21 protein-coding genes and 3 tRNA genes are annotated in these 22172 nt (G+C 64.0%); 19 read left to right on the top strand and 5 right to left on the bottom strand.

The window, feature by feature from the left end; all coding sequences use genetic code 11:
• Nucleotides 1-6 precede the first annotated feature (6 nt).
• The 8 genes from G7Z99_RS00670 to G7Z99_RS00635 all read left to right on the top strand — a co-directional run bounded on the left by G7Z99_RS00670 (nt 7) and on the right by G7Z99_RS00635 (nt 7107).
• Nucleotides 7-555: a phage tail assembly chaperone gene (locus tag G7Z99_RS00670; protein ID WP_181091083.1), complete on the top strand. Its 549-nt coding sequence runs from the start codon at nt 7-9 to the stop codon at nt 553-555.
• A gap of 88 nt (nt 556-643) precedes the next feature.
• The gene (locus tag G7Z99_RS00665; RefSeq protein ID WP_181091082.1) at nt 644-1813 is read left to right on the top strand and encodes a phage tail sheath protein; all 1170 of its coding nucleotides are present in this window, start codon (nt 644-646) and stop codon (nt 1811-1813) included.
• Between the two features lie 13 nt (nt 1814-1826).
• Nucleotides 1827-2342 (top strand): phage major tail tube protein, encoded by a 516-nt coding sequence (locus G7Z99_RS00660; protein WP_181091080.1) that lies wholly within the window; start codon nt 1827-1829, stop codon nt 2340-2342.
• Between the two features lie 23 nt (nt 2343-2365).
• Complete coding sequence (locus G7Z99_RS00655) at nt 2366-2692, top strand: phage tail assembly protein (RefSeq protein ID WP_181091078.1); 327 nt, start codon at nt 2366-2368, stop codon at nt 2690-2692.
• Between the two features lie 8 nt (nt 2693-2700).
• Complete coding sequence (locus G7Z99_RS00650; protein WP_181091076.1) at nt 2701-2820, top strand: GpE family phage tail protein; 120 nt, start codon at nt 2701-2703, stop codon at nt 2818-2820.
• Nucleotides 2810-5398 (top strand): phage tail tape measure protein, encoded by a 2589-nt coding sequence (locus G7Z99_RS00645; protein ID WP_181091074.1) that lies wholly within the window; start codon nt 2810-2812, stop codon nt 5396-5398. Before G7Z99_RS00650 ends, G7Z99_RS00645 begins: the two co-directional genes overlap by 11 nt.
• Nucleotides 5399-5404: 6 nt before the next feature.
• The gene (locus tag G7Z99_RS00640) at nt 5405-5845 is read left to right on the top strand and encodes a phage tail protein (RefSeq protein WP_181091072.1); all 441 of its coding nucleotides are present in this window, start codon (nt 5405-5407) and stop codon (nt 5843-5845) included.
• The gene (locus tag G7Z99_RS00635) at nt 5842-7107 is read left to right on the top strand and encodes a phage late control D family protein (protein WP_181091070.1); all 1266 of its coding nucleotides are present in this window, start codon (nt 5842-5844) and stop codon (nt 7105-7107) included. The genes G7Z99_RS00640 and G7Z99_RS00635 overlap by 4 nt, the downstream gene beginning before the upstream one ends.
• Nucleotides 7108-7350: 243 nt before the next feature.
• Here the strand turns inward: G7Z99_RS00635 and G7Z99_RS00630 are convergent, their stop codons facing one another.
• Complete coding sequence (locus G7Z99_RS00630) at nt 7351-8052, bottom strand: zinc ribbon domain-containing protein (RefSeq protein WP_181091068.1); 702 nt, start codon at nt 8050-8052, stop codon at nt 7351-7353.
• Between the two features lie 351 nt (nt 8053-8403).
• On the bottom strand, nt 8404-8790 hold the full coding sequence (locus tag G7Z99_RS00625; RefSeq protein WP_308812265.1) for a helix-turn-helix domain-containing protein: 387 nt from the start codon (nt 8788-8790) through the stop codon (nt 8404-8406).
• 11 nt (nt 8791-8801) lie between these two features.
• Here G7Z99_RS00625 and G7Z99_RS00620 point away from each other — a divergent pair, with 11 nt between their 5' ends.
• From G7Z99_RS00620 to G7Z99_RS00580, 9 genes are all read left to right on the top strand, one after another.
• Entirely contained in the window at nt 8802-9002 is a 201-nt protein-coding gene (locus G7Z99_RS00620; protein ID WP_181091463.1) for a DNA-binding protein, read from the top strand.
• Between the two features lie 29 nt (nt 9003-9031).
• Entirely contained in the window at nt 9032-9505 is a 474-nt protein-coding gene (locus G7Z99_RS00615) for a YmfL family putative regulatory protein (RefSeq protein WP_181091066.1), read from the top strand.
• Nucleotides 9502-9795, top strand: coding sequence for an ogr/Delta-like zinc finger family protein (locus tag G7Z99_RS00610; protein ID WP_181091064.1), 294 nt, complete (start codon nt 9502-9504; stop codon nt 9793-9795). The genes G7Z99_RS00615 and G7Z99_RS00610 overlap by 4 nt, the downstream gene beginning before the upstream one ends.
• On the top strand, nt 9792-10166 hold the full coding sequence (locus G7Z99_RS00605) for a hypothetical protein (RefSeq protein WP_181091062.1): 375 nt from the start codon (nt 9792-9794) through the stop codon (nt 10164-10166). The genes G7Z99_RS00610 and G7Z99_RS00605 overlap by 4 nt, the downstream gene beginning before the upstream one ends.
• Nucleotides 10167-10236: 70 nt before the next feature.
• Nucleotides 10237-10479 (top strand): hypothetical protein, encoded by a 243-nt coding sequence (locus G7Z99_RS00600; RefSeq protein ID WP_181091060.1) that lies wholly within the window; start codon nt 10237-10239, stop codon nt 10477-10479.
• 5 nt (nt 10480-10484) lie between these two features.
• Complete coding sequence (locus G7Z99_RS00595) at nt 10485-13208, top strand: toprim domain-containing protein (protein WP_181091058.1); 2724 nt, start codon at nt 10485-10487, stop codon at nt 13206-13208.
• A gap of 49 nt (nt 13209-13257) precedes the next feature.
• The gene (locus G7Z99_RS19755) at nt 13258-13863 is read left to right on the top strand and encodes a DUF7673 family protein (RefSeq protein WP_258196911.1); all 606 of its coding nucleotides are present in this window, start codon (nt 13258-13260) and stop codon (nt 13861-13863) included.
• The gene (locus G7Z99_RS00585; RefSeq protein ID WP_181091056.1) at nt 13860-14069 is read left to right on the top strand and encodes a hypothetical protein; all 210 of its coding nucleotides are present in this window, start codon (nt 13860-13862) and stop codon (nt 14067-14069) included. The genes G7Z99_RS19755 and G7Z99_RS00585 overlap by 4 nt, the downstream gene beginning before the upstream one ends.
• 296 nt (nt 14070-14365) lie before the next feature.
• Nucleotides 14366-15541 carry an Arm DNA-binding domain-containing protein gene (locus tag G7Z99_RS00580; protein ID WP_181091054.1) on the top strand — a complete coding sequence of 392 codons (1176 nt, stop codon included), beginning with the start codon at nt 14366-14368 and terminating at the stop codon, nt 15539-15541.
• A 186-nt stretch (nt 15542-15727) separates the two neighbouring features.
• Here the strand turns inward: G7Z99_RS00580 and G7Z99_RS00575 are convergent.
• The 3 genes from G7Z99_RS00575 to G7Z99_RS00565 all read right to left on the bottom strand — a co-directional run bounded on the left by G7Z99_RS00575 (nt 15728) and on the right by G7Z99_RS00565 (nt 16062).
• A tRNA-Leu gene (locus tag G7Z99_RS00575) sits at nt 15728-15812 on the bottom strand.
• A 56-nt stretch (nt 15813-15868) separates the two neighbouring features.
• Nucleotides 15869-15944: transfer RNA gene (locus G7Z99_RS00570), tRNA-His, on the bottom strand.
• A 41-nt stretch (nt 15945-15985) separates the two neighbouring features.
• Nucleotides 15986-16062: transfer RNA gene (locus tag G7Z99_RS00565), tRNA-Arg, on the bottom strand.
• A gap of 288 nt (nt 16063-16350) precedes the next feature.
• On the opposite strand from G7Z99_RS00565, the gene folD reads away from it, so the two are divergent.
• Both folD and G7Z99_RS00555 read left to right on the top strand, forming a co-directional pair.
• The gene (gene folD / locus G7Z99_RS00560; protein WP_181091053.1) at nt 16351-17205 is read left to right on the top strand and encodes a bifunctional methylenetetrahydrofolate dehydrogenase/methenyltetrahydrofolate cyclohydrolase FolD; all 855 of its coding nucleotides are present in this window, start codon (nt 16351-16353) and stop codon (nt 17203-17205) included.
• A 116-nt stretch (nt 17206-17321) separates the two neighbouring features.
• Entirely contained in the window at nt 17322-22142 is a 4821-nt protein-coding gene (locus G7Z99_RS00555; protein ID WP_181091051.1) for a dermonecrotic toxin domain-containing protein, read from the top strand.
• Nucleotides 22143-22172: the final 30 nt, after the last annotated feature.

Here is a 22172-nt window from a genome sequence, read left to right as displayed (position 1 = left end):
GACGCCATGAACATCTATCTCGTCGACACCGATTGCGGTGAGCTGCAAGGGCCGGTATCGCTGCCGGTCGTACCGGGCCTCGGGCCGCATGTGCCTGAGCACGCCCTCGAACTCGAACGCCCGCTTCCACCCGCACGCGAAGGGCATGCCTGGGCGTTGGTCGCTGGCCAGCCTCGCGAGGTCGAGGATCACCGGGGCCCGGTCTACAGCACCGAGACGGGTGCGATGCTCGAACATCGTACGCTAGGGCCGCTGCCCGACGATTTGACGTCACAGCCCTGGCCAGGCCCGTTCCACGTCTGGACCGGCGACGGCTGGAAACTCGACGCACAGGCCAAATACGAGGCCGCCGCACAGCAGGAACGGGACTGGCGCAGCGCGGCCATCACCGCGAGCGACTACCTGGTGATGCCGGACTATCCCATCACCGCCGGGCAGCGCAGCGAACTGTACGCCTACCGCCAAGCCCTGCGCGACTGGCCCTCGGCAGACGCCTTTCCCGATCCGGATGCTCGCCCTTCTGCCCCTGCCTGGCTGCCCACCCTCAGCCTGTAGCCGGGCCCAATACAGCGGCTGACACTCGTCTGCGACGCCGGTCGCGGGCAGCCTGTGCAGTGTCATTCCACCACTGCGCAGGCACCCCATGGCCGACTACCTTCACGGCGTCAGGGTCATCGAACTGAACGATGGCACGCGCCCCATTCGCACCATCCCCACGGCCGTCATCGGCCTGGTCTGCACCGCCGCCGATGCCGATGCCAAGGCCTTCCCGGCCGACACGCCGGTGCTGCTGAGCAACGTCAAGGCGGCCATCGGCAAGGCCGGTACCAAAGGCACGCTGGCCCGGTCGCTCCAGGCGATCGCCGACCAGACCAATCCGTTCGTGATCGTCGTGCGTGTGCTGGAAGGCGAGACCGAGGCCGAGACGCTCTCCGCGCTGATCGGCACCACTACCGCCGACGGCCGTTACACCGGCATGAAAGCCCTGCTCGCCGCCAAGGCCAAGGTCGGCCTGGTACCGCGTATTCTGGCCGTACCAGGGCTGGACGCTTTACCCGTTGCGTCGGCCTTGGTGTCCCTGGCCCAACACCTGCGGGCCTTCGCCTACGTCAGTGCCTGGGGCTGCCAGACCAAGGAAGCCGCCACCGCTTATCGCGAAAACTTCGGCGCGCGTGAGGTAATGGTGATCTGGCCGGACTTCCAGAGTTGGGACACGACCATCAGTGCCACCGCCCTGGAGCCTGCCGTGGCCCGCGCGGTGGGGCTGCGCGCCAAGCTCGACCAAGAGGTCGGCTGGCACAAGACCCTGTCCAACGTCGCCGTCAACGGCGTGACCGGTATCAGCGCCGACGTTTTCTGGGATCTGCAGAACCCTGCCACCGACGCCAACTACCTCAACGGCAACGACGTCACCACGCTGATCAACGAGAACGGCTACCGCTTCTGGGGCAGCCGCACGTGCAGCGCCGACCCGCTGTTCGCCTTCGAGAACTACACGCGCACCGCGCAGGTGCTGGCCGACACCATGGCCACCGCGCACATGTGGGCGGTCGACCTGCCCCTGCATCCGTCGCTGGTGCGCGACATCCTGGAGGGGATCAACGCCAAGTTCCGCGAACTGGTCGGCGCCGGGTACCTGATCGGGGCCAGCGCCTGGTACGACGCCGAGGCCAACGAGGCCACCACGCTCAAGGCCGGGCGGCTGTTCATCGACTACGACTACACCCCGGTGCCGCCGCTGGAAGACCTGACCCTGCGCCAGCGCATCACCGACCGCTACCTGGTGGACTTCGCCAGCCGCATCAACCGCTAAGGGAGGCCGCGCCATGGCCATGCCGCGCAAGCTCAAGAACCTCAACCTGTTCAACGACGGCAACAACTACCTGGGCGTCTGCAAGAGCTGCACGCTGCCGCCCCTGGGTCGCAAGATGGAAAGCTACCGAGGCGGCGGCATGAACGGCCCGGTCAAGGCCGACTTGGGGATGGCCGACGACGGCATCCAGTTCGCCTGGAAGACCGGCGGCCTGGACCTGATCGTCTTGCGCCAGTTCGGTGCGATCAAGGCCAGTGGCGTGATGCTGCGCTTCGCCGGCAGCTACCAGCAGGACGACACCGGTGACTACACCGACGTCGAGATCGTCGTGCGCGGCCGCCACGAGACCCTCGAGATGGGCGAGGCCAAGGCCGGTGACGACACCGAACACAGCATCACTACGACCTGTACCTACTACAAGCTGACCGTCGATGGCGAAACGCTGATCGAGATCGATCTGCTCAACTTCATCGAAGTCATCGACGGCGAAGACCGTCTTGCCGCCCAGCGTAAGGCGCTGGGGATCTGACCTTTCTCACAGGAGCACGCCCCATGACCACTCGAACCCCCGAACTCGAACCTCTCACGCCGCCCAACGACAATCTGGTCGAACTGGAAACCCCGGTTCTGCGTGGCAAGACCGAGATCGCTTCCTTCACCCTGCGCCGCCCCACCTCGGGCGAGTTGCGCGGTTTGCATCTGTCGGAGTTGCTGCAGCTGGACGTGGCCAGCCTCATCAAACTGGTCCCGCGCATCAGCCCGCTCAACGAATTCGAGGTGGCGCAGCTCGACCCCGCTGACCTGGTGGCCATCGGCATGAAGGTATCGGGTTTTTTGCTACAGAAGCGGATGAAGACCGACGCCTCGTTCACTGCGTAGAAGACGCCATGGCCGACCTGGCCCTGGTCTTTCACTGGACCCCCACCGACATGAACGACCTGAGCCTGGGCGAGCTGATGGCATGGCGCGAACGGGCTCGCGTCCGGAGCGAGCAGCATGGCGAATGACCTGCGGCTGAGCGTGCTGCTCAGTACCATCGACCGAGCCACCGCGCCGCTGCGTCAGATCAACCGCAGCAGCCAGGCGACGGCCCAGGGCCTCAAGGCTGCTCGGGAACGCCTGCGTGATCTCAATGCCCAGCAGCGGGACGTTGCCGGATGGCGCACGCAGCTCAACCAGGCCAGGCAGACATCGCAGGCCTTGCAGCAGGCCCAGGAGCGCGTACGGGCCGTGGCCCGGCAGATGGCAGCCGCAGGCTCACCCACGCAAGCGATGACCCAGCAGATGCGCCGCGCGGTCGACGAGGCGCGACGGTTGAGCCAAGCGCAGCAACAACAATCGGCGAGCTTGCAGCAAACGCGTGCGCGGCTTCAGGCAGCAGGCATTCAGACACGCAACCTGGCCAGCCACGAGCGTGACCTGCGCACGCAGATCGCGGCGGCCAACGACTCGATCAGTGCCCAGACGCAGCGATTGCGTCAGCTTGGCGCTCAGGAGGCGCGTGTGGCTGCAGCACGGGCCAAGCTGGGCAAGGCGCAGCAACTGGGCGCCCATCTCGCCACCACCGGTGCCGGCGCCGTGGCGAGTGGCAGCGCCGCACTGTACACGGGGGCGCGTCTGATCCAGCCAGGGCTGGAGTTCGACGCCGCGATGAGCAAGGTGCAGGCGCTGGCCAGGCTCGACAAGGGCGATGAGTCGTACCAGGCCTTGCGGGCCCAGGCGCGCGAACTCGGCGCCAACACCAGTTTCACCGCCACCGATGCCGCGCAGGGTCAAGGCTACCTGGCCATGGCAGGTTTCGATCCCAAGGCGATCAAGCAGGCGATGCCAGGCATGTTGGACTTGGCCAAGGCGGGAGACAGTGGGCTGGCCGAGACGGCCGACATTGCGTCGAACATCCTTACGGGCATGAACTTGAAAGCCGAGGACATGGGCCGACTGGGCGATGTTCTGGTCGGCACCTTCACTCGCTCCAACACCAACCTGCAGATGCTCGGCGAGACCATGAAGTACGTCGCGCCCGTGGCCTCCGGTGTCGGTCAGGACCTGGAAACCGTGGCGGCCATGGCGGGCAAGTTAGGTGACTCAGCCATTCAGGGCAGCATGGGTGGTACTGCGCTCAGATCTATACTGCTCAGACTCAGCGCCCCACCAGCGGAAGCGGCAAAGGCACTTAAGACGCTGGGTATCAACACTGCGGATGCGCAGGGAAATTTACGTGACTTGCCAACCGTCTTGCAGGAGATTTACGAGAAGACCCAGCACATGGGTACGATCAAGCGCACAGCACTCATCTCGAAAATTGCCGGGACGGAGGCAGTAGCCGGTATGCAGGTGCTGGTTGCACAAGCTGGTACCGGCGATTTACAACGTTTTATCCAAACGCTCAAATCCGCGCAGAACGAGGCACAACGCACTGCCAAAGTCATGGCCGATAATCTGGCAGGCGACCTGGACACGCTGACCAGCAGTTGGCAGGACTTGGGTATCGAGCTGCAAACCCAACAAAACGGTCCGCTCAGGGACGTCGTCCAGACGATCACGGGCCTGATTCGCAGTATCAAACGCTGGGCCTCCGAGAACCCTCAGCTTGCAGCGGGGCTGGTCAAGACGGCTGCCGTCGCCGCCGCGTTGGTGGCAGGTATGGGGGCGCTGTCGATCGCGCTGGCCAGCATGCTTGGGCCTTTCGTGCTGATGCGTTACGGGCTGACGTTGTTGGGTCTGCGCGGTCTTGGTGTGCTGCCTGTCTTGGGCAGGCTGATCGGCGTGCTTAGGGGTGGATTGGTAGCGGCGCTGCGCACGGTAGGCGTGGCCATGTGGGCCTTGGCTGCCAATCCTGTGGTGTTGACGATCGCGGCCATCGTGGCCGTGGTCGCGGGAGCGGCTTATTTGATCCATCGCCACTGGGACTCGCTCAGGGCCAAGACGACTGAGGCTTGGACAGCAATGGTCGCTGTGATGACTGCCATCGTCGATCGCATGAGAAGCGTGATCCTTGCCTTCAACCCCTACCCCCTGTTGCAGGGAGCGTTCGCCGCAGCGTTGGACTACCTACGCACGTTGCCCACGGACTTCGCCGGACTCGGCGGGATGATCGTCGATGGCCTGGTGGCGGGGCTTCTGGGTGGGCTGGACCGGGTCAAGGCCGCAATCGGCAACCTGGGCAGCGGGACCATCGACTGGTTCAAGGACAAGCTCGACATCCACAGCCCGTCGCGTGTCTTCGCCGAGCTGGGCGGCTTCACCACGCAGGGCCTGGCCCAGGGCCTGGAGGCCGGCGCCGCCGAGCCGCTGGCAGCGATGAACCGCATGAGTCAGCGCCTGGTGCAGGCAGGCGACGTGCGCATGGGATCAGCGGGGTCAGGTGTCGACGTCGGTCGTCCTCGCATCGCCTTCGACGACCGTGCTCCGCTGAGCGCCAGTGCGGGAGCCAGCTACAGCAGCAACGATCGCTACGAGATCAACATCCACCCTGCCCCAGGCGCCGATACGCAGGCCATCGCCAAGGCGGTTCGCGCCGAGCTGGCCCGGATCGAGGCGGACAAGGCCGCCCGCCGTCGCAGTCGCCTAACCGACCTGGAGTAATCCCCGATGATGCTTGCCCTGGGCCTGTTCGTGTTCAGTCTGCCCACCCTCGCCTACCAGGAGATGCAGCGGCAGACCGCCTGGCGTCACGCCTCGAGCGACCGCGTGGGCGCGCAGCCGGCGTTGCAGTTCCTTGGGCGCGGTGACGACACCATCACCCTGCCGGGGGTGCTGATGCCCGAGCTGGCGGGTTCGACCCTCAGCCTCGACGCCCTGCGGCACATGGCCGACACCGGCAAGGCCTGGCCACTGGTCGAGGGCACCGGACGGTTGCTCGGGCTCTGGGTGATCGATGGCCTGAGCGAAACCCGCACTCTGTTTTTCCGCGATGGCGCCGCACGGCGCATCGAATTCAGCCTGAGCCTGCGCCGCGTCGACGACGGCAAGGTCGACCTGCTCGGCGCGGGCCTCAGCAGCAGCCTCGACCTGCTGAGGAGGCTGTCATGAGCAGTACCGGCATTGCCTACCTGGGCGACCTGCATCGCTCGCTGGCGCGCGAAGCGGCTTACCCAGTGCCGGCGTTTCGGCTGAGTGTCGATGGCGTCGATATCGCGCATTTAGTCAGCCCGCGCCTGGTACAGCTGGAGCTGACCGACAACCGTGGTATCGAGGCCGATCAGTTGAGCCTGACCTTGAGCGACCACGATGGCCTGCTGAGCATCCCTCCCCGGGGCGCCGTCGTGCGCCTGTGGCTTGGCTGGAGTGACACAGGGCTGGTCGACAAGGGCAGCTACACCGTGGACGAAACCGAACACAGCGGCTCACCGGACACGCTGAGCATCCGGGCGCGCTCGGTGGATCTGCGCACGGGCTTCAAGACCAAGCGCGAGCGCAGCTGGAGCGACACCACGCTCGGCCAGGTGCTGACCGACATCGCGGTCGGTCACGGTTTGCGCTCGAGCATCGCCGACACGTTGGCGCGACTGCCGATCCTGCACCTGGACCAAGCCAACGAGTCCGACGCCAACCTGGTGACACGCCTGGGCGAGGACTTCGACGCGGTGGCCACCGTCAAGGCGGGCTGCCTGGTCTGCGTGCCCGCCGGCGGCGGCAAGAGTGCGAGCGGGCTGGACCTGCCGCATGTGACGCTGACGCGCGAGGATGGCGACCAGCATGCCTTTCTACAAGCCGACCGTGAGAGCTACGACGGCGTGCGGGCGTACTACTACGACGTGAACAGCGCGAAGAAGCAGGAGGCCATCGCGGGGGGCGGCGAGAACCTGAAGACGCTGCGCCACACCTACAGCGACCGGCAATCGGCGCTGCGCGCGGCACGCGCCGAGTTGAACCGTCTACGTCGGGGCAGCGCTACGCTCAGCTACACGTTGGCACGCGGGCGAGCCGACCTGATACCGGAACTCACCTATACCTTGCAGGGCATCAAAGCCCCGATCGACGAGATCGTTTGGCATGGCGGCAACGTTCGGCACAGCCTGACGGCCGACGGGGGTTACCGGGTCAGCCTGGAGCTTGAGAGCAAGCTGCCGGAAGACACGGTCGATGGTCTGATCGAGCCCGAGGGGCGCGGTGCGTATACGGGCGTGATCGCATTCTACCGCGACAACGGCGTCGGGCCGGAAAAGCGCGTGGCGGTGGCCGATCAAAGCCGACCCAAGCGCATTACGCGTGTATACGTCAGTGAGAAGAACGCGCGGCGGGCGGCCGAGCGGGAGTGGGAAAGGATTCAGGCGAACGAGACGGTCCGGTGACGGATGTCATGAAGGCCCAGCGGTCAGCCGGGCCTCATGACGCCTAATGGCTAGCGTTGCGCAGAGCGGCCAGGATCCGCATCACGTCGTCTTTCTGCTGCCGCGTCAACGCTCGGAACAGCTTGATCAGGTCACGTTCCCGTTTGTTGATTTTTCTCACAACCGATACTCCGGATTCGCCATTACTCAGTGCCCTGTGGCTGGGCACCATCGAGATAACGCGGGAGTACGGGTGTCGTGTGCTTAGTGGCGCGCAGGTGGGGCCTTGAATTGCGGCAGGTGTGCGTACTTGCCGTTGCTGCTCCAGCCTTCCAGGTCACCATTGGGGAGCAGCACGTAGTATTCGCCGTTCTCGTCGTCGGGCTGCTGCAAGCGCAGGCGCTGGCCGTCGAGGCTCTTGGCGAGGTAGGTCTCGGTTCGCTTGCCTCCATCCGGGAAGATACGATCGAGTTTGTAGGTATTCTTTACTTTGTAGAGCACCATCAAGTGGCCCAGGCTGCCATCCTGCATCCAGCTGCTGATCATGGTTGGATACGAGTCGAGATCGAGGTCGGCCAGCGTGCGGTAAGCCTTGGCATCGAGGCCGATGATCGAGGCCTGATAGTCCGGCTGGAAGCTTGCGTTAGCCCAGTAGGCACGGTCGACTTGGCCCTCTACACGCAGACCAATGAACGTGCGCAGCGGCGTACCGTTAAAATCATCTCGGATGGCACGTGCAACCTTTTCGAGCTCTGACTCAGATACTCGGTGCGACAGCACGGCCTCGACTTTACGTGGTCTGCCGCTGCGATGGTCGTCTTGGGTGATCGTATAGGTGACGGGGGGGTTGGCGGCCTCGGCATTCGCCACGTCGGGCGCCGGATCGGGCAGCGTGGCGGCTGACTCTACTCGTGCAGACTCCGGCGGCTTCTTGGCATCTGGGATCAGGATTGCCCAGACAATCAACGTTAAGAATCCAGCGACCAAGCCGCTGACACACCCCAGTACATGGCGGGTGATGGCGCCCTTACCCTTTCGCCGTAAGTGTCTGACCGAGCCCCACCATACCAACGCGGTTGCCGCTAGCACTGACAATGGTCCTATAACTTCTTCCATTCCGATCGTCCTCGACAAAATCACCGACCACCATGGCCGGTGCGCTGCATCCGCGCGTCACCATGCCCATGATGGCAAGGTGACCTGTACACCGTGTCCTCACGCGTGGGGTTTTGCGTATGCAGTGGCGGTAGGAATTAGAAACGTTCGGGCTAGAGGCTTAGTACGCCGGAATGGTTTCAGGATCTGTCAGTTGCAAGATCACTTTGCAAATGCGGCGGCAGTACGCAGAAGAATGGCCTGATCAGCCTCGTCGATTCTGGACAGGAGTTCTAGCAACCGTGCCCCCTCGGTCGTCATGGCATCCAAGCGCATCTGGCGTGCGCCGGTGACGACATAGAGCACGTCCACGCCGCATTCGGCAACGGCTGCCAGGTAGGTCGCGTCAGGGCTGCGCTCACTTTTTTCGTACTTGCCCTGGGTGTTTCGGTTCACCCCGCCACGCTGGCCAAGCTCTTCCTGGTTCAGCCCAAGTCGCTCGCGCTCTTCACGCAGGCGCTCACCTATTGCACTCGTTTGCACGCAAAAACCCTTTGACATGCACGCGAATGGGTGCATAATCATCATCAAATGAACACGTTTGAACACAGATGAACACTATGCACGCACCTCTTACACCTGAGCAAGCTCGCTCCGAGCTGGACAGAGTCGGCATGTCGATCGCTGAGTTTTGTCGCCAGCACGGACTCAACAAAAACCTAGTCAGTGACCTTTTGAATGGTCGGAAAAAAGGTCGTCGAGGCGAATCCCACAGGGCAGCCGTACTGCTCGGTATCAAACGCGGCGAAACCGCACGGTAGACGACCTCGCTCACGGAGAAAACCAGAACATGAAACGCCCCGTGCTAGAAACGCTCCGCCAGGTCGTCAGCGCCGTGGTCTGCGCCTTTCCAGGCGGTCGCGAGTGCGCCGCGGCGCGCCTGGGCTACCCGCTCAAGCGCTTCGACAACCACGTCTACGAAAACGCCGGCAGCCGCCCGCTCAGCCCTGACCAGATCCATGTACTGGAGCAAGACGCGGGCACCACCTTCCTGCCCGAGTACATCGCCCAGCTGTACGGCGGCATGTTCGTGCCACTGGCTCAGCCGGAGACGCTGGACAACGTCGACCTCTACAGCCGGACGGTACGTACGGCCGCCAAGCGTGGAGTCGTCGACCAGATCATCGCCAAGGCGCTGGAGGACGGCGTCATCGAAGACGCCGAGGCGAAGATCATCATGGCGGCGCACACCCGACACCTGGCCGCACGCCAGGCAGAGATCATGGCAACTCTTCAGCTGTATCGAAGGGAGACTACGCAGTGAGCACCTACAAGCTGGTGTGCCCCCACTGCGCGGGCCGCATGCGCATCCGCACCAGCGAAGGCACGCACATCTTCTTGCGCATCGCCTACCTGCAATGCGTCAACGAAGCCTGCGGCTGGTCGGTGCGGGCGCAGTTCGAAATGACGCATGAAATGAGCCCCAGCGGCATGCCGAACCCGACCGTTCAGCTGCCTTTGGCACCGATCGCCATGCGCCGTCAGGCGATGCGATCGGCCGATGATCAACCTGACCTACTCGACCTGCTGGATATGGAGACTGTACACGCATGAACACCCTGACCTTGACCACCAACCCGACCCGTGACTACCGCCAAGCCATGCAGCAAGCCGCCGTCGCGTACCTGATGCGTCGACGCGACCAGTTCCTGTCGGGTGACGCCCAGGTGATGGAGTGCTGCAAGCACTACCTGGCTCACTCACTGGAAGTGCCCGCTCACCTGGTGCAACGGGTCGCCGAACTGGCCGTGGCCGAGTTCGAGCGGTCGGCCAGCGAACGCCTGACGGTGCTGGGCGTGTGTCCGCACAGCCGTATCGGCAGCCCCTTGTTCGTGATTTTCGACAGGCAGACGCAGGCGTGCCACGAAGTCCCTGCCCGCGTTCTGCCGCTGCACCTGCTGCAACGCTCCACCCTCTCCCGCTAACCCACGCTCGACGACCCGATACCCCGTCTTCACGTGGGTAAGGGTGAACTGCACTCGATAGGTGGCTGACATGAGCAACATCACCCTCCGCCTGGAACTGGACGAACGCCAGGCCAGGCACTACCTGGACTGGCTGAGCAGCCAGTTCGACGTGATCATGGCCGAGCTGTGGTTCTCCGATCGCTACCGGCATGTGCCCTGCGGGGCACGCGCGCCGAAGGTGCTCGCCGACCATCCGCACCTCGCTGGCATCGGCCGTACCCGCCATGCGCTGCGCAAGCAGCTGGCGCAGTCGTCGGAGTCCGTACGGTGAAAAGCATGGACCCTGCCGTACGTGACGAAGTCCTGCACAGGCTCAAGCATCAGTACGGCCTCAAACCCATCCAGGGGACGCAGTACCTGCGCAAGGGCACGTGCCCGAACTGCGGGAAAACGGAGCTGTACACGCGTGCTGACGAGCCGTGGTTCATCAAGTGCGGCCGGGAGAGCAAGTGCGGTGAGCAGTGGCACGTCAAGGAGCTGTTCGACGACCTCTTCGATGATTACAGCAAGCGCTACCCGAGCCGTCAGGACGCTCCTCATGCGGCAGGCGACGCGTATTTGCGCAATGCGCGCGGCTTTGACCTAACGTTGATTCAGGGGTGGTATACGCAGGACACCTATTGGGATGCGCGTTTGCAGATCGGCAGCGCCACCGTGCGCTTTGCGCTCGAGCATGGCGGCTATTGGGAGCGGCTGATCGATCGGCCCCATCGTTTCGGCAAGAAGAAGGCACGCTTCGCGCCCGGCCAGTCGCCGAAGGGGTACTGGTGGTGCCCACCGTCGGTGAATCTGCTCGAGGTCGACGAGCTGTGGATCGTCGAGGGCATCTTCGACGCCATTGCGTTGTTGCATCATGACCTGGACGCGGTATCGGCGATGAGTTCGGGCGCATTTCCGCATGCTTCGCTCAAGGCCCTGGCCACCCTGTGCGCGGAGCACGGCCGGAAGCTGCCTCGGTTGATCTGGGCGCTGGACAACGAGCCCGGTGCGCACCGCTACACCCGCAAGCATGCCGCTTTGGCGCGCGAGCTGGGCTTCGTCTGCGAGGCGGCGCAGATCCCCCAGCGTGGCCGCAAGGTGGACTGGAACGACCTGCACCAGCGCTGGCACTTCATTGACGCTGACAAGCGTCAGCAGCGCGTCGAGGCCGATCTGCGCGAGGCGCGTTACCACGGCAGCCTGCTGCTGGCCGACAGTGCCGCCGAGAAAGGCGTGCTGATGTACGACTGGCGGGAGCGCCAGGACTTTCACTTCGCGTTCGAGAACCGCTTGTACTGGTTCAAGATGGACGTCGACAAGTTCAACAAGGCACTGCAACAGCTCGACGAGTCGGAGCGCCACGAAGACCTGCTGCTCAACGACCGTCAGCGGCGTGACAAGGCTCTGCGCCAATGTGGGGCGGTGATCGAGATCGCCAACTGTTATCCGCAGGCGCTGTACTTCCAGCGCAACGAGGTGACGGACGAGTCCTGGTACTACTTCCGGGTGGACTTCCCGCACGATGAGCCAAGCGTGCTGAACACCTTCACCGGTGGCCAGGTGGCCGCTGCCAGCGAGTTCAAGAAGCGCCTGCTCAGCATGGCGGCGGGTGCGGTGTATACCGGCACCGGCGCGCAGCTCGACCGGATCATGCAGCAGCAGCTGTTCGGGCTGAAGACGGTCAAGACGATCGATTACGTCGGCTACAGCAAGGAACACGGCTGCTACGTGTTCGGTGACCTGGCGGTACGCGGCGGCGTGCTCGAGGAGGTGAATGCGGAGGATTACTTCGAGTTCAAGGGCCTGCGCCTGAAGACGCTGCAGAAGTCCATCCGCCTGGAGATCAATCGCGACCTGACGGCGTATCGGCCGCAGTGGTTCGACTGGCTGTGGACGTGCTTCGGCACGCAGGGCGTGATCGCCCTCGCCTTCTGGTTCGGCTCGTTATTCGCCGAGCAGATCCGCGCCGGGTTCCAGTCGTTCCCCTTCCTGGAAGTAACGGGCGAGGCCGGCGCTGGCAAGTCCACGCTGTTGATGTTCCTGTGGAAGCTGCTCGGGCGCCAGGACGAGGAAGGCGACGACCCGGTGAAGATGACCAAGGCCGGCCTGCGCCGTTGGCTGAGTCAGACTTCGGGCATGCCGGTGGTGATGCTCGAAGCCGATCGCAGCGATGCGGAGGGCGGCGCGGTCAAGTCATTCGACTTCGATCAGTTCAAGCCGCTGTTTAATGGCCGCGGCCTGGGGCTGACCGGCGTGAAGAACGGCGGCAACGACACCAACGCGCCACCCTTCCGGTCGACGCTGGTGTTCAGCCAGAACGCCTCGGTGGTGGCGTCCGAGGCGATCCTCACGCGGATCGTGAAGCTGCACTTCGTCCGGCCGGACGTCACCAGCGAGAGCCGCGCGGCGGCGGACAACCTGAACCACTTGCAGGCCAGTGAGGTGAGTCATTTCCTGCTGCTCGCCGCCAAGGCCGAGCACCAGGTGATGGAACGGTTCAGGGGCCAAGTGGGCGTCCACGAGCAGGCGCTGCGCGAACTGCGTGAGATTCGTGTCGAGCGGATCATCAAGAACCACGCCCAGATGATGGCGCTGGTGGATGCCTTGCGCCTGGTGGTGTCGATGAGCGATCGGCAGCACGACGCGGTGCTGCGTGAGCTGCGCGCCATGGCGCTGGGTCGTCAGCAGGCGGTGAACGCCGATCCGAAGGAGGTCGCGGAGTTCTGGGAGGTGTTCGACTACCTGGAGTCGCTGAGCGACGAGCCGGTGGTCGACCACAGCAAGAAACCGGAGGTGATCGCCGTGAACCTCAACGAGTTCTGCGAGCGAGCGGCCGAGCACAAACAGAAGCTGGCCGATGCCGGCACCCTGCGCACGTTGCTGCGCAACAGCAAATCCCGCCCTTTCATCGAGGCCAATCGCGCCGTCGACAGTGGTGTGCGGGCCGCTTTCAACCAGCGCGTGCCCGAGGCGGCACGGCGCGCGACGACCGTTAAATGCTGGCTGTTCAAGGCCGGCTGAACCGCTCGGACGCGGCAACGTCCGGGCACTTCGACCAAGGAGAAGCGACATGCAATTCGATGTGATTCGTGGGCCGGAAGGCTCTGGGAAAACGACGCGGCTGCGTCAGATGGCCAGCGAGTTCGGCGTCGGCGACAAGATTCTGGAGGGGTCCGGCAGCAGCGTCGAGTCGCTGAAGCGAGGGGTCATGGCGGCGGCCCGTCGCGGCGAGCGGCACGTCTTCGTCGACGACTGTTCGCAGGCGTGTCTGGAGGCGATGCGCGACTGGACGGGGATGCCGGCATCGATGGTCGTCCACGTCGTGCTTTCGACCCCTGCAGCGATCGACGCGCTTGCCCCCTTCTTCGACGAGCTCGACCGCCTGGACGCGCAGCGGCCGGCCGTCAAGGCGGCGGGACTGGCGGCGTTGGAGCGGTTGGTTCCGGTGGCGTTGCAGCAGACTGGTCAGGGCCAAGTGGTCGGGCGCGTGCTGCTGGGGTTGTACGACAGCCAGGCGTTTCCGTTCGAGCTGACCGCGTTGCGTGCTCTGGATGCGCAGGTGTTCGAGGACTGCATGGCGGTTCTGCGATTGGATCAGGTTCCGGAGCAGGATGTGCATGAGTACCTGCCTGATGGACGGCAGGTCTTCGATCGGCTGGTGGCGCTATGGCAATGAAGTGGAAGGTCAAGCGAAACCAGGAGGGCCAGGTCATCCCCAGGTGCTGGATCAGCGACAGCGGCTACACGGTGGCCGAATGTCGTCTGCCGCATGCGCGTTACCCCATCACCCGGCCGGGCGCGACGCAACCGTTCGCGTATGCGAAGGACAGACATGAGGTGATCGCGCTCATTACCCAGGACTCGGCGGCTACGGCCGAGTGAAGAAGATGGCGTCCAGGAGCGGCAACTCCTGGACGCCGGACCCACCCCAAGGAGAAGCGACATGCAATCACGAACCCCTGACGTCAGCGGGGCCAAGACTAGCACAGCAGGGTCGGCCGATCGGCTGCGTCCGCTCGGAGGCTGGAGGTCTGGACGTTCGCGCTTCATTCATCGCGGCCGCTCGGTAGGTAGGGGCTGACGTCCAGAACTGAGCGCTCGATCTTCTGGGTCGAGGCGCGCGTCTTCTTTTACGACGGCCCATACACTGGGCCGTTGCTGGTTTAGAGAATGATTCGATGGCAGATGGCGTAGAGGTACGCGGCAATCATGTGCGCGTGTATTTTCGATATAAAGGCGAACTGTGCCGAGAAACCATCCCAGGGCTGGCCTCCCCCGCGAATGTCGCGCGTGCGGAGCGCTTGATCGGCATCATCAACTTCGAAATTCAGGAAGGGACGTTCAATTACGCCCGGCACTTCCCCGATTCACCACGGGTGAAGACCAATACGCTGGGTCACTTCATCGAGCTGTGGCTCGATATCAAGCGCAACGAGATGGCCTGGTCGGGTTTCTTGGCCTACGAGAGCAAGGTCCGCAATCATATCGCTCCCAGGTGGGGTAAGCGTCAGGCTGATCAGATCACTCACTTGGATCTACAGGCCTGGATTCAGAAAGAGCTGATGCCAAAGCTGCACAACAAGACGATCCGCGAAATCGTCAGCTTGATGCGCCAGATCTTTACCCTGTACCGCACGTGCAACAGAACGGCGCACGATCCAACCGAAGGGATCACCGTCAGGCTTCCGGATGCTGATGACCCAGATCCCTTCGCCCGCAGCGAAATCGAGCGCATTCTCCAGGACGACCCTGACTTCCAACAGGAGATCAACTTGATCCAGTTCATGATGTGGACGGGCCCGAGGGTGTCGGAAGCCATTTCACTGGCATGGGAGGATGTCGACTTGGAGACGGGCACGCTGAGGTTTCGGCGATCCCAGGTTCGCAGTCACTACCGGGTTACCAAGACACGGCGCTCGACGCGTGAAGTTCGTCTGATGCGGCCGGCGCTGGAGGCGTTGCAGGCGCAGGTCCGTTTCACCAAGGGGCAAGCGCCCGTCGACGTCGAGGTCACTGACCGCGACAACCGTACGATCAGGAAGCAACGGTTGCGCTTCGTCTTCCACAAGACGACGACCGGTGCCGCCTGGACCAGTTCGGATGTGTTGATCAAGACCTGGTGGCGGGGGCATCTGGAGAAAGTTGGCGTACGGTACCGAGGGCCGAACAACTGCCGACATACCTATGCGAGTCAGATGCTCAGCACGGGCGCGGTTCCGTTGGACTGGATAGCGGATCAGATGGGACATACGTCGACCGCGATGATCTGGAAGCACTACGGCAAGTGGATTCACCAGGATGGGCCCGACATGGTCGGGATGCTCGAGCACGCGTTGAAGCTCGATGGCGGCTGAAGCCGGCATCAGTGGGATGCGAGGCTCGCTACAGGCCTCGCATCAACACCCGTTACACGACGTCAGAAAACGAAAAAGGCAGCCTCAAGGGGCTGCCTTTTTTTGCCTGAAATTCCCAAAGTGTTCCCATTTCGTTCCCAATTCGCAAATTGGCGGGAAAAATTCCTTTGAAAACAGGCACTTACATGGTGCGGACGAAGAGACTCGAACTCTTACAGCTTGCGCCGCTGGAACCTAAATCCAGTGTGTCTACCAATTCCACCACGTCCGCGTGGAGCACTTAAAGCAAAGGCGCCAGATCATACAATCAGGCGCCTTTCTTGAATATGGGGTGGACGATGGGAATCGAACCCACGACAACTGGAATCACAATCCAGCGCTCTACCAACTGAGCTACGCCCACCATATTGCGGTACTGCCATGAACCTTGCCCAAGCTGCCTTATGGCGCACCCGGCAGGACTCGAACCTGCGACCATCCGCTTAGAAGGCGGATGCTCTATCCAGCTGAGCTACGGGCGCTTATTCAATCTGCTTTCTGATACGATTGCAAATCAACGTCTAGTCCGTACCGAACGAGCTAAAAATCCGCTCATTCTGCCCGACCTTGCTAACCAGTGCTAGGCCCTGCCCGACAAGTGCGACGAATGTTATAGACGACCTGCCAAGGCGTCAACACCTTTTTAAAAAAAATTTAGCCGTTTGAAGGGCTTAGGGGATTTGCGCGACCATCTGCCTTTGCCCTCGGGCTTGGGCATGCGAGAATGTGCACTCTTTCATGTTCCTTTCTCGATGGTTAATCACCCGTCTATGACTGCACACCTAATCGATGGCAAGGCGATCGCCGCCACCCTGCGCAAGCAGATCGCCCACCGTGTCGAAGAGCGTCGCCAACAAGGCCTGCGCGTGCCGGGCCTGGCAGTGATCCTGGTCGGTTCCGACCCCGCCTCGCAAGTCTATGTCTCGCACAAACGCAAGGACTGCGAAGAAGTGGGCTTCCTTTCTCAAGCCTACGATCTGCCGAGCACCACCACCCAGCAGGCGCTGACCGAGCTGATCGACCGCCTGAACGATGACCCGGCGGTCGATGGCATCCTGCTGCAGCTGCCGCTGCCGGAGCACCTGGACCCGTCCCTGCTGCTCGAACGGATCCGCCCGGACAAGGACGTGGACGGCTTCCACCCCTATAACGTCGGTCGCCTGGCACAACGCATCCCGCTGCTGCGCCCCTGCACGCCCAAAGGCATCATGGCCCTGCTGCAAAGCACCGGCCAGGACCTGTACGGCCTGGACGCCGTGGTGGTCGGCGCCTCGAACATCGTCGGTCGTCCCATGGCCATGGAACTGTTGCTGGCCGGCTGCACCGTCACGGTCGCGCACCGCTTCACCCAGGATTTGGCCGGCCATGTCGGTCGCGCCGACCTGGTGGTCGTGGCTGCGGGCAAGCCGGGGCTGGTCAAGGGCGAGTGGATCAAGGAAGGCGCCATCGTCATCGACGTGGGCATCAATCGTCAGGCCAATGGCCGTCTTGTCGGCGATGTGGTCTACGAGACCGCCCTGCCGCGTGCCGGCTGGATCACGCCCGTCCCGGGCGGCGTCGGACCGATGACGCGCGCCTGCCTGCTGGAAAATACCCTGTATGCAGCCGAAACGTTGCACGGCTGATCCGCACGTTGCGAGGGTCGGTCGATGCCGTCCCTCGCCGATGCAGTAGATACATCGGTCACCCAAGTCTGCCCAGCTGATTAGCCTCACTGCTCCTATTCTCTGGAGCACCCCACATGGTCAGTACGTCACACCTGTCGCTCATCGAACCGCGCCTGCCCGCCTGGCTGGCGTCAGCCACCCCTGCACAGCGTCGGCAATTGCGTGAACGCACGCTGGCGAGCCACCGTGCAGCCCGCGCCGTTTCTACCGCATTGTCTTCCCTGCAAAGCATCGACACGTTCTGCCGCCCCCTGCTCCAGGACGCGCTGGCCCGATGGTTCCCCGACACCAGCCTGCCGTCGGTGGACGAAGGTCGGGTGCGACACCCTGACCGCAGGATTGCCACCTCATGGCTCGAGACGGCGCTGCAAGTGGTCGATGCCGATGCCCACCTGACCTTGTACGCCAGTGAAGAGGCCGATGCCCCGCTGACGCTGGACACTCATCGCTTCATCAGCGGCGTGCGCAACCTGGACCTGGGGCAACGCTATCGCTACCACCTGACGGACATCGTCGACAACGACGCCTTCCGGCGTCTGTTGCGCGAGCAGGACAAAGCAGCCTTTGCGGCAGACGTTGCCCTGGCCACGCTGCAGGGAAGGCTCGACACGTCTACGGCGGCCTTGGCCGAAGCGCTGCTGTCAGGCTCGACGATCGTACGGGACGTCAATGGCAGCCCACGCACCCTGGTATGCAGCCGCTTGACCCTGGCTGACGTGTCGCTGCGCGGCCCTCTGCTGCTCACACTGGAGCCCCACGACCGCGTCGAGCCATGCCTGCTCTACCTGCCGGGCCATCCAACGGCGCCGGTACGCCGATACGCTTCCCAACAGGCTGCCGCCGTGGCCTTGACCCGCCTGATGTGGCGGACCAAGGAGCGGGAATTCTTCTGTCGGTATGTGCTTCAGGCAGAGCGGGTACGCTTTGCCGACACCCTGAAAACGATCCTGTACCCGTTCTACCCCTACGACCAACTGCACACGCCTGCGCCGGTCCTGGAGCCAGGTCAGCACATCGGCTGGATGAAACGCCTCTTTCCTTCGCCCCGCGCGCTCTACCAGGCAACCTTGGACAAGAACGTGCACCTGCCAATGCAGGCAATACCCTGGCCGGGCGATTGTTTCGAGGCCAGGGCCCGTACCCAGGTCGAAGGTCTGATCCTGGACGCGGCCGCGCTTGCGGTGCCGGTTGCACAACACGATGCAGACGCCCAGTGGGCCTTGGTCGAGCGCTGGCTGGGGATCGGACTCTCGGTACTCAACCTGGCAGCGCTGCTGGTGCCTGGGTTGGGCGAGGTGATGTTGGTGACCGGCGGTGCGCAGTTGGTCGACACGTTTCTCGAAGGGATCGAAGCCGCCAACGATCACGACGCCGAAGCAGCGCTGGCGCACTTGTTCGACGTGCTCGAAAACGTGGCGCAAGTCGCGGTGCTGGGTGTTGCGGCGAGCTATAGCGAACCGATAGGCCTGCTGCACGACTGGATACCCGTCGGCCAGGCGCCGTCACTGAAACTCTGGTCTGGCAACCTCGAGCCCTTCGCGCGACCTGGCGGCTGGCCGACAGAAGCCCCGGCCCTGTCACAGACCCCCACCCTCTGGGAGGGCCGTCACTGGGTCGACATCGACGGCCAGCCTTGCGCGGTCGAGTCGGCGCCGGGCGGCCGGCGCCTGGGGCGTACGAAGGGCCAGGGGCACCGACCGTCACTGCGGCAGCACGCCGAGGGCTACTGGCTGCTGGAGCACGAGCGGCCGCTGGGCTGGACGGATGAGCAACTGCTGCACCGGATCGCCCCCTTCCCCGCCGAGCTTTCGCCGACGGCCCGCCTGCGCGCCCTTAAATGCAGCGGCCATGACGCCGCTGCGGTTCGCCAAGCCGTCGCCGACCACCAGCCGCTGCCGGCCGTCCTGCTCGACACCCTCGAAGCGTTCGGCGCGCACCTGCCCGAGCCTGCGCCTCACCTCGACGAACGGCCGTTGGAACAGGCCTTTCCTGGCCTGACGCCACGTACTCGCCGAGCCATCCTCGCCCAGGCCCGACCGGCCGATCTGGCCCGCCTGCGCGATACTCGAGGCGTCCCCCTGGCCCTGGCCGAAGCCGCGCGATTGTACTTGCGCGAAGGACGCCTGAGCCGCGCCTTGAGCCATTTCTATCTCGCGGCCGAATCAGTCGATCGCGATACCCTGGTATTCGCCACGCTGCCCCGCCTGAGGGGCTGGCGCTCGAGCGTCCAGTTGCGACTCATGGAAGACGGCGAGGTCATGGCGACCACGGGCACCTCTTCAGGCCCGACCAAGACCGTGGTGCGACGCGAGTCGCATTATCAGCCGTTCGATGAACAGGACCAGCCGCTGACCCGCCCGACCGATCTGTTCCAGGCACTGCTGCATGCGTTACCCGATGGCGAACGCGAAGCCCTGGGCATTCAGATCCACGAAGCCGAAACGCTGCGTGATCGTCTGTTCGAACAGGCCACGGCCCACCGGGAACGTAGCGCACAGTCTCTGGGCATGTCCTCGGTTCGACCGTGGTTCCGTCCGCCGTCGAGACTGTCAGACCGCCAAGGCGTGGGCTATGTGCTCAGCGGTCGCGGCAGGCAGGGCTGGATGACCGGCGACGAATTGTTCGATCAGTTGTTTCCCGCCAGTCCCGATAGCGACCGTGAGAGCTTGCGAGCGCTGCTGCGACAGGAAGCCGGTCCACAGGCCGGTGCCTTCACACGCCTGATGGTGCGCCTGCACGGTGAATACCAACGACTGGATGAGACGTTGCACACCTGGGTCTCGGACGAAGTGGGCGTCGAACCCGAAGTACAGCCGCAACGGCGTGCCGCCCGTGAAAGCGTCGCCCGCAGCCTCCAGGGGGCCTGGCGACGTGAGACGGTCATCCCTGGGCTCGACTCGCAGCAACGGGTACGACTGCAGATCGATGCCCATGCCGCCGACGGCCTGCCGGCGCTTGCCGACCCTCTGCCTTGGGTCAGGTACCTGGAGGTGACCGGCCTGACTGGCACCGGTGCTGCCAGCCTGAACGAGTTTCTCGGCGCCTTTCCACAGGTCCGGGTGCTCGACCTGAACGGCAACGCCCTCGACGCGCTTGCGCCACGCCTGGCTGAGTTGCCCGCGCTCGAAAGCCTGAACCTGTCGGAGAACAACCTTTCGCTCGACAACGAACGCGACCTTGGCATCCTCCTGCGTCTGCAATCACTCCAGAGCCTGGGCCTGACCGATGCCGTTTCGGACCTTTCGCCACTGACGCTGCAGCGACTGGGACAATTGCCGGCCTTGCGCTCGCTGCATCTCGATGTCAATGAGCTGGTGCTCGGCCCGGCGCATTTCCACGCGCTGCGACAGTGGCCTGCGCTGGAGGAGTTGCACCTGGGGCAGAACCAGATCACGCTCGATCCACCGACCCGGCAAGCGCTGGCAGGCCTCACCCGCCTGACGCGCCTGTCACTGTATGAAAACCCGCTAGACCTGCCGCCTGACCTGACAGGCTGGACGCGCCTGCGCCAGCTCGACCTGGAGCAGACGGGCATCGTCGAATGGCCGCCCGGCCTGCTCGAACTGCTGGATCAACGACCCCTGGTGCTTCGCGTGCTGGACCTCGGCCGCAATGGCCTGACCGAAGCGCCTGCATTGACGAACACGGCATTTGCCGAAGCCCTGCACGCCAATGAACCTGATCTGTATGTCTCTCTGGGGCCCAACCCCTGGAGCGAGCAGGCACAGGCCCTCTTGAGAGACATTGGAGTGGAGCCTCTGACCGACGTACCCGCATACGGCGACTGGTACGACGACTGGCCCGAAGCCCTGCGCCAACACGTCCTCGACACGAGGGCCGACGCCCAGTGGCAACCTCTGTACGCGCTCTTCGAACGGCTGTCCTACACCGCTGACTACCAGCGCAACCCGATTGTCATGCGCATCCGGATGTCGCATATCGTGCAGGCCCTGTCCTCCGAGATCGTTGATGCCACACCGGCCTGGGGGCTGGCGCAGTTGCGCCAGGAGATCAGCGAACGACTGATCGATGCCGGGCAAGCGTGTGTCGACCAGGCCAGCCTGCTGTTCCAGGACATCGAAACCGACGTCACGACATGGGAGATGGTCAATCGTGCACGACCGGACGCGAGCCATGAACAGGCCGCGATCGACAGTGCCGGGGCCTTGTACCGGCAACGCCTGCTCGAAGAGCAGGTCAGCGCGCTCTACCAGGCCCGCCTGGTTCGGCGCCGGGCGCTGGCAGAGGCCACCGACGAGCCGAGCCGAGCGGCGGCCCCCGCGCTGCACCCGGATGACGACCTGGACGACACCGCCCTCGGCGAGCCGAATTACCTGCTCGACGAGCTGGAGATGGCCCTCTATGCCCGCATTCAGCTGCAGGCACGCCTGCGCCTGCCGTCTCAACCGACGGACATGAGCTTTGGCTATCTGGCCCGCCTGAGCGAGGCGACGCTGGAACGCCTGGTCACCGCCGTGCGCGGCCTGGCGACTGGCGAGCGGGTGGCCGAATGGGCCGCCACCCAGCGGTTCTGGCAGGCATGGCTGCGTCGGCTGTACCCCCAGCGCTTCACGGCGTTCGCCCACCAGTGGGAGGGGGCCTCGGCGTATTTCGACCAGTTGAGCGAGGCAGGGCCGGGCACCGGTCGGTATGAAGGCCCTACCGTGCCTGACGCCTATGTCGACGCCTTGGAACAGGCCTTTCCAGAGGTAGAGGGCTTGCACTGGCGCCAGGACGGGGTCGTGCAGAACGTCGACCTGGTGTCCGGGCGCTACGCCAACGAAGGGGCGATGTACCAGCAGGCGGCACAGCTGTTGTTGAGCAGCCGCGCTGCCGATGAAGCGATGCTGTACCGCACCTTGAGCCTGGCCTTGGGCCACGCGTACACGCCATAACGGCAGTGGGACCGGTGGCCCGGCACCCAG

It is taken from the genome of Pseudomonas entomophila (assembly GCF_013523165.1).
GTDB classification, from domain to species: Bacteria; Pseudomonadota; Gammaproteobacteria; order Pseudomonadales; family Pseudomonadaceae; genus Aquipseudomonas; species Aquipseudomonas entomophila_A.
Note: the sequence above shows the minus strand (reverse complement) of the source record. Positions and strands in the feature narration are given on the sequence as shown.

Coding starts and splice junctions, on each gene's coding strand:
- G7Z99_RS00670 (WP_181091083.1), top strand. CDS start 7: ATGAACATCTATCTCGTCGACACCGATTGCGGTGAGCTGCAAGGGCCG.
- G7Z99_RS00665 (WP_181091082.1), top strand. CDS start 644: ATGGCCGACTACCTTCACGGCGTCAGGGTCATCGAACTGAACGATGGC.
- G7Z99_RS00660 (WP_181091080.1), top strand. CDS start 1,827: ATGGCCATGCCGCGCAAGCTCAAGAACCTCAACCTGTTCAACGACGGC.
- G7Z99_RS00655 (WP_181091078.1), top strand. CDS start 2,366: ATGACCACTCGAACCCCCGAACTCGAACCTCTCACGCCGCCCAACGAC.
- G7Z99_RS00650 (WP_181091076.1), top strand. CDS start 2,701: ATGGCCGACCTGGCCCTGGTCTTTCACTGGACCCCCACCGACATGAAC.
- G7Z99_RS00645 (WP_181091074.1), top strand. CDS start 2,810: ATGGCGAATGACCTGCGGCTGAGCGTGCTGCTCAGTACCATCGACCGA.
- G7Z99_RS00640 (WP_181091072.1), top strand. CDS start 5,405: ATGATGCTTGCCCTGGGCCTGTTCGTGTTCAGTCTGCCCACCCTCGCC.
- G7Z99_RS00635 (WP_181091070.1), top strand. CDS start 5,842: ATGAGCAGTACCGGCATTGCCTACCTGGGCGACCTGCATCGCTCGCTG.
- G7Z99_RS00620 (WP_181091463.1), top strand. CDS start 8,802: ATGCACGCACCTCTTACACCTGAGCAAGCTCGCTCCGAGCTGGACAGA.
- G7Z99_RS00615 (WP_181091066.1), top strand. CDS start 9,032: ATGAAACGCCCCGTGCTAGAAACGCTCCGCCAGGTCGTCAGCGCCGTG.
- G7Z99_RS00605 (WP_181091062.1), top strand. CDS start 9,792: ATGAACACCCTGACCTTGACCACCAACCCGACCCGTGACTACCGCCAA.
- G7Z99_RS00600 (WP_181091060.1), top strand. CDS start 10,237: ATGAGCAACATCACCCTCCGCCTGGAACTGGACGAACGCCAGGCCAGG.
- G7Z99_RS00595 (WP_181091058.1), top strand. CDS start 10,485: ATGGACCCTGCCGTACGTGACGAAGTCCTGCACAGGCTCAAGCATCAG.
- G7Z99_RS19755 (WP_258196911.1), top strand. CDS start 13,258: ATGCAATTCGATGTGATTCGTGGGCCGGAAGGCTCTGGGAAAACGACG.
- G7Z99_RS00585 (WP_181091056.1), top strand. CDS start 13,860: ATGAAGTGGAAGGTCAAGCGAAACCAGGAGGGCCAGGTCATCCCCAGG.
- G7Z99_RS00580 (WP_181091054.1), top strand. CDS start 14,366: ATGGCAGATGGCGTAGAGGTACGCGGCAATCATGTGCGCGTGTATTTT.
- folD (WP_181091053.1), top strand. CDS start 16,351: ATGACTGCACACCTAATCGATGGCAAGGCGATCGCCGCCACCCTGCGC.
- G7Z99_RS00555 (WP_181091051.1), top strand. CDS start 17,322: ATGGTCAGTACGTCACACCTGTCGCTCATCGAACCGCGCCTGCCCGCC.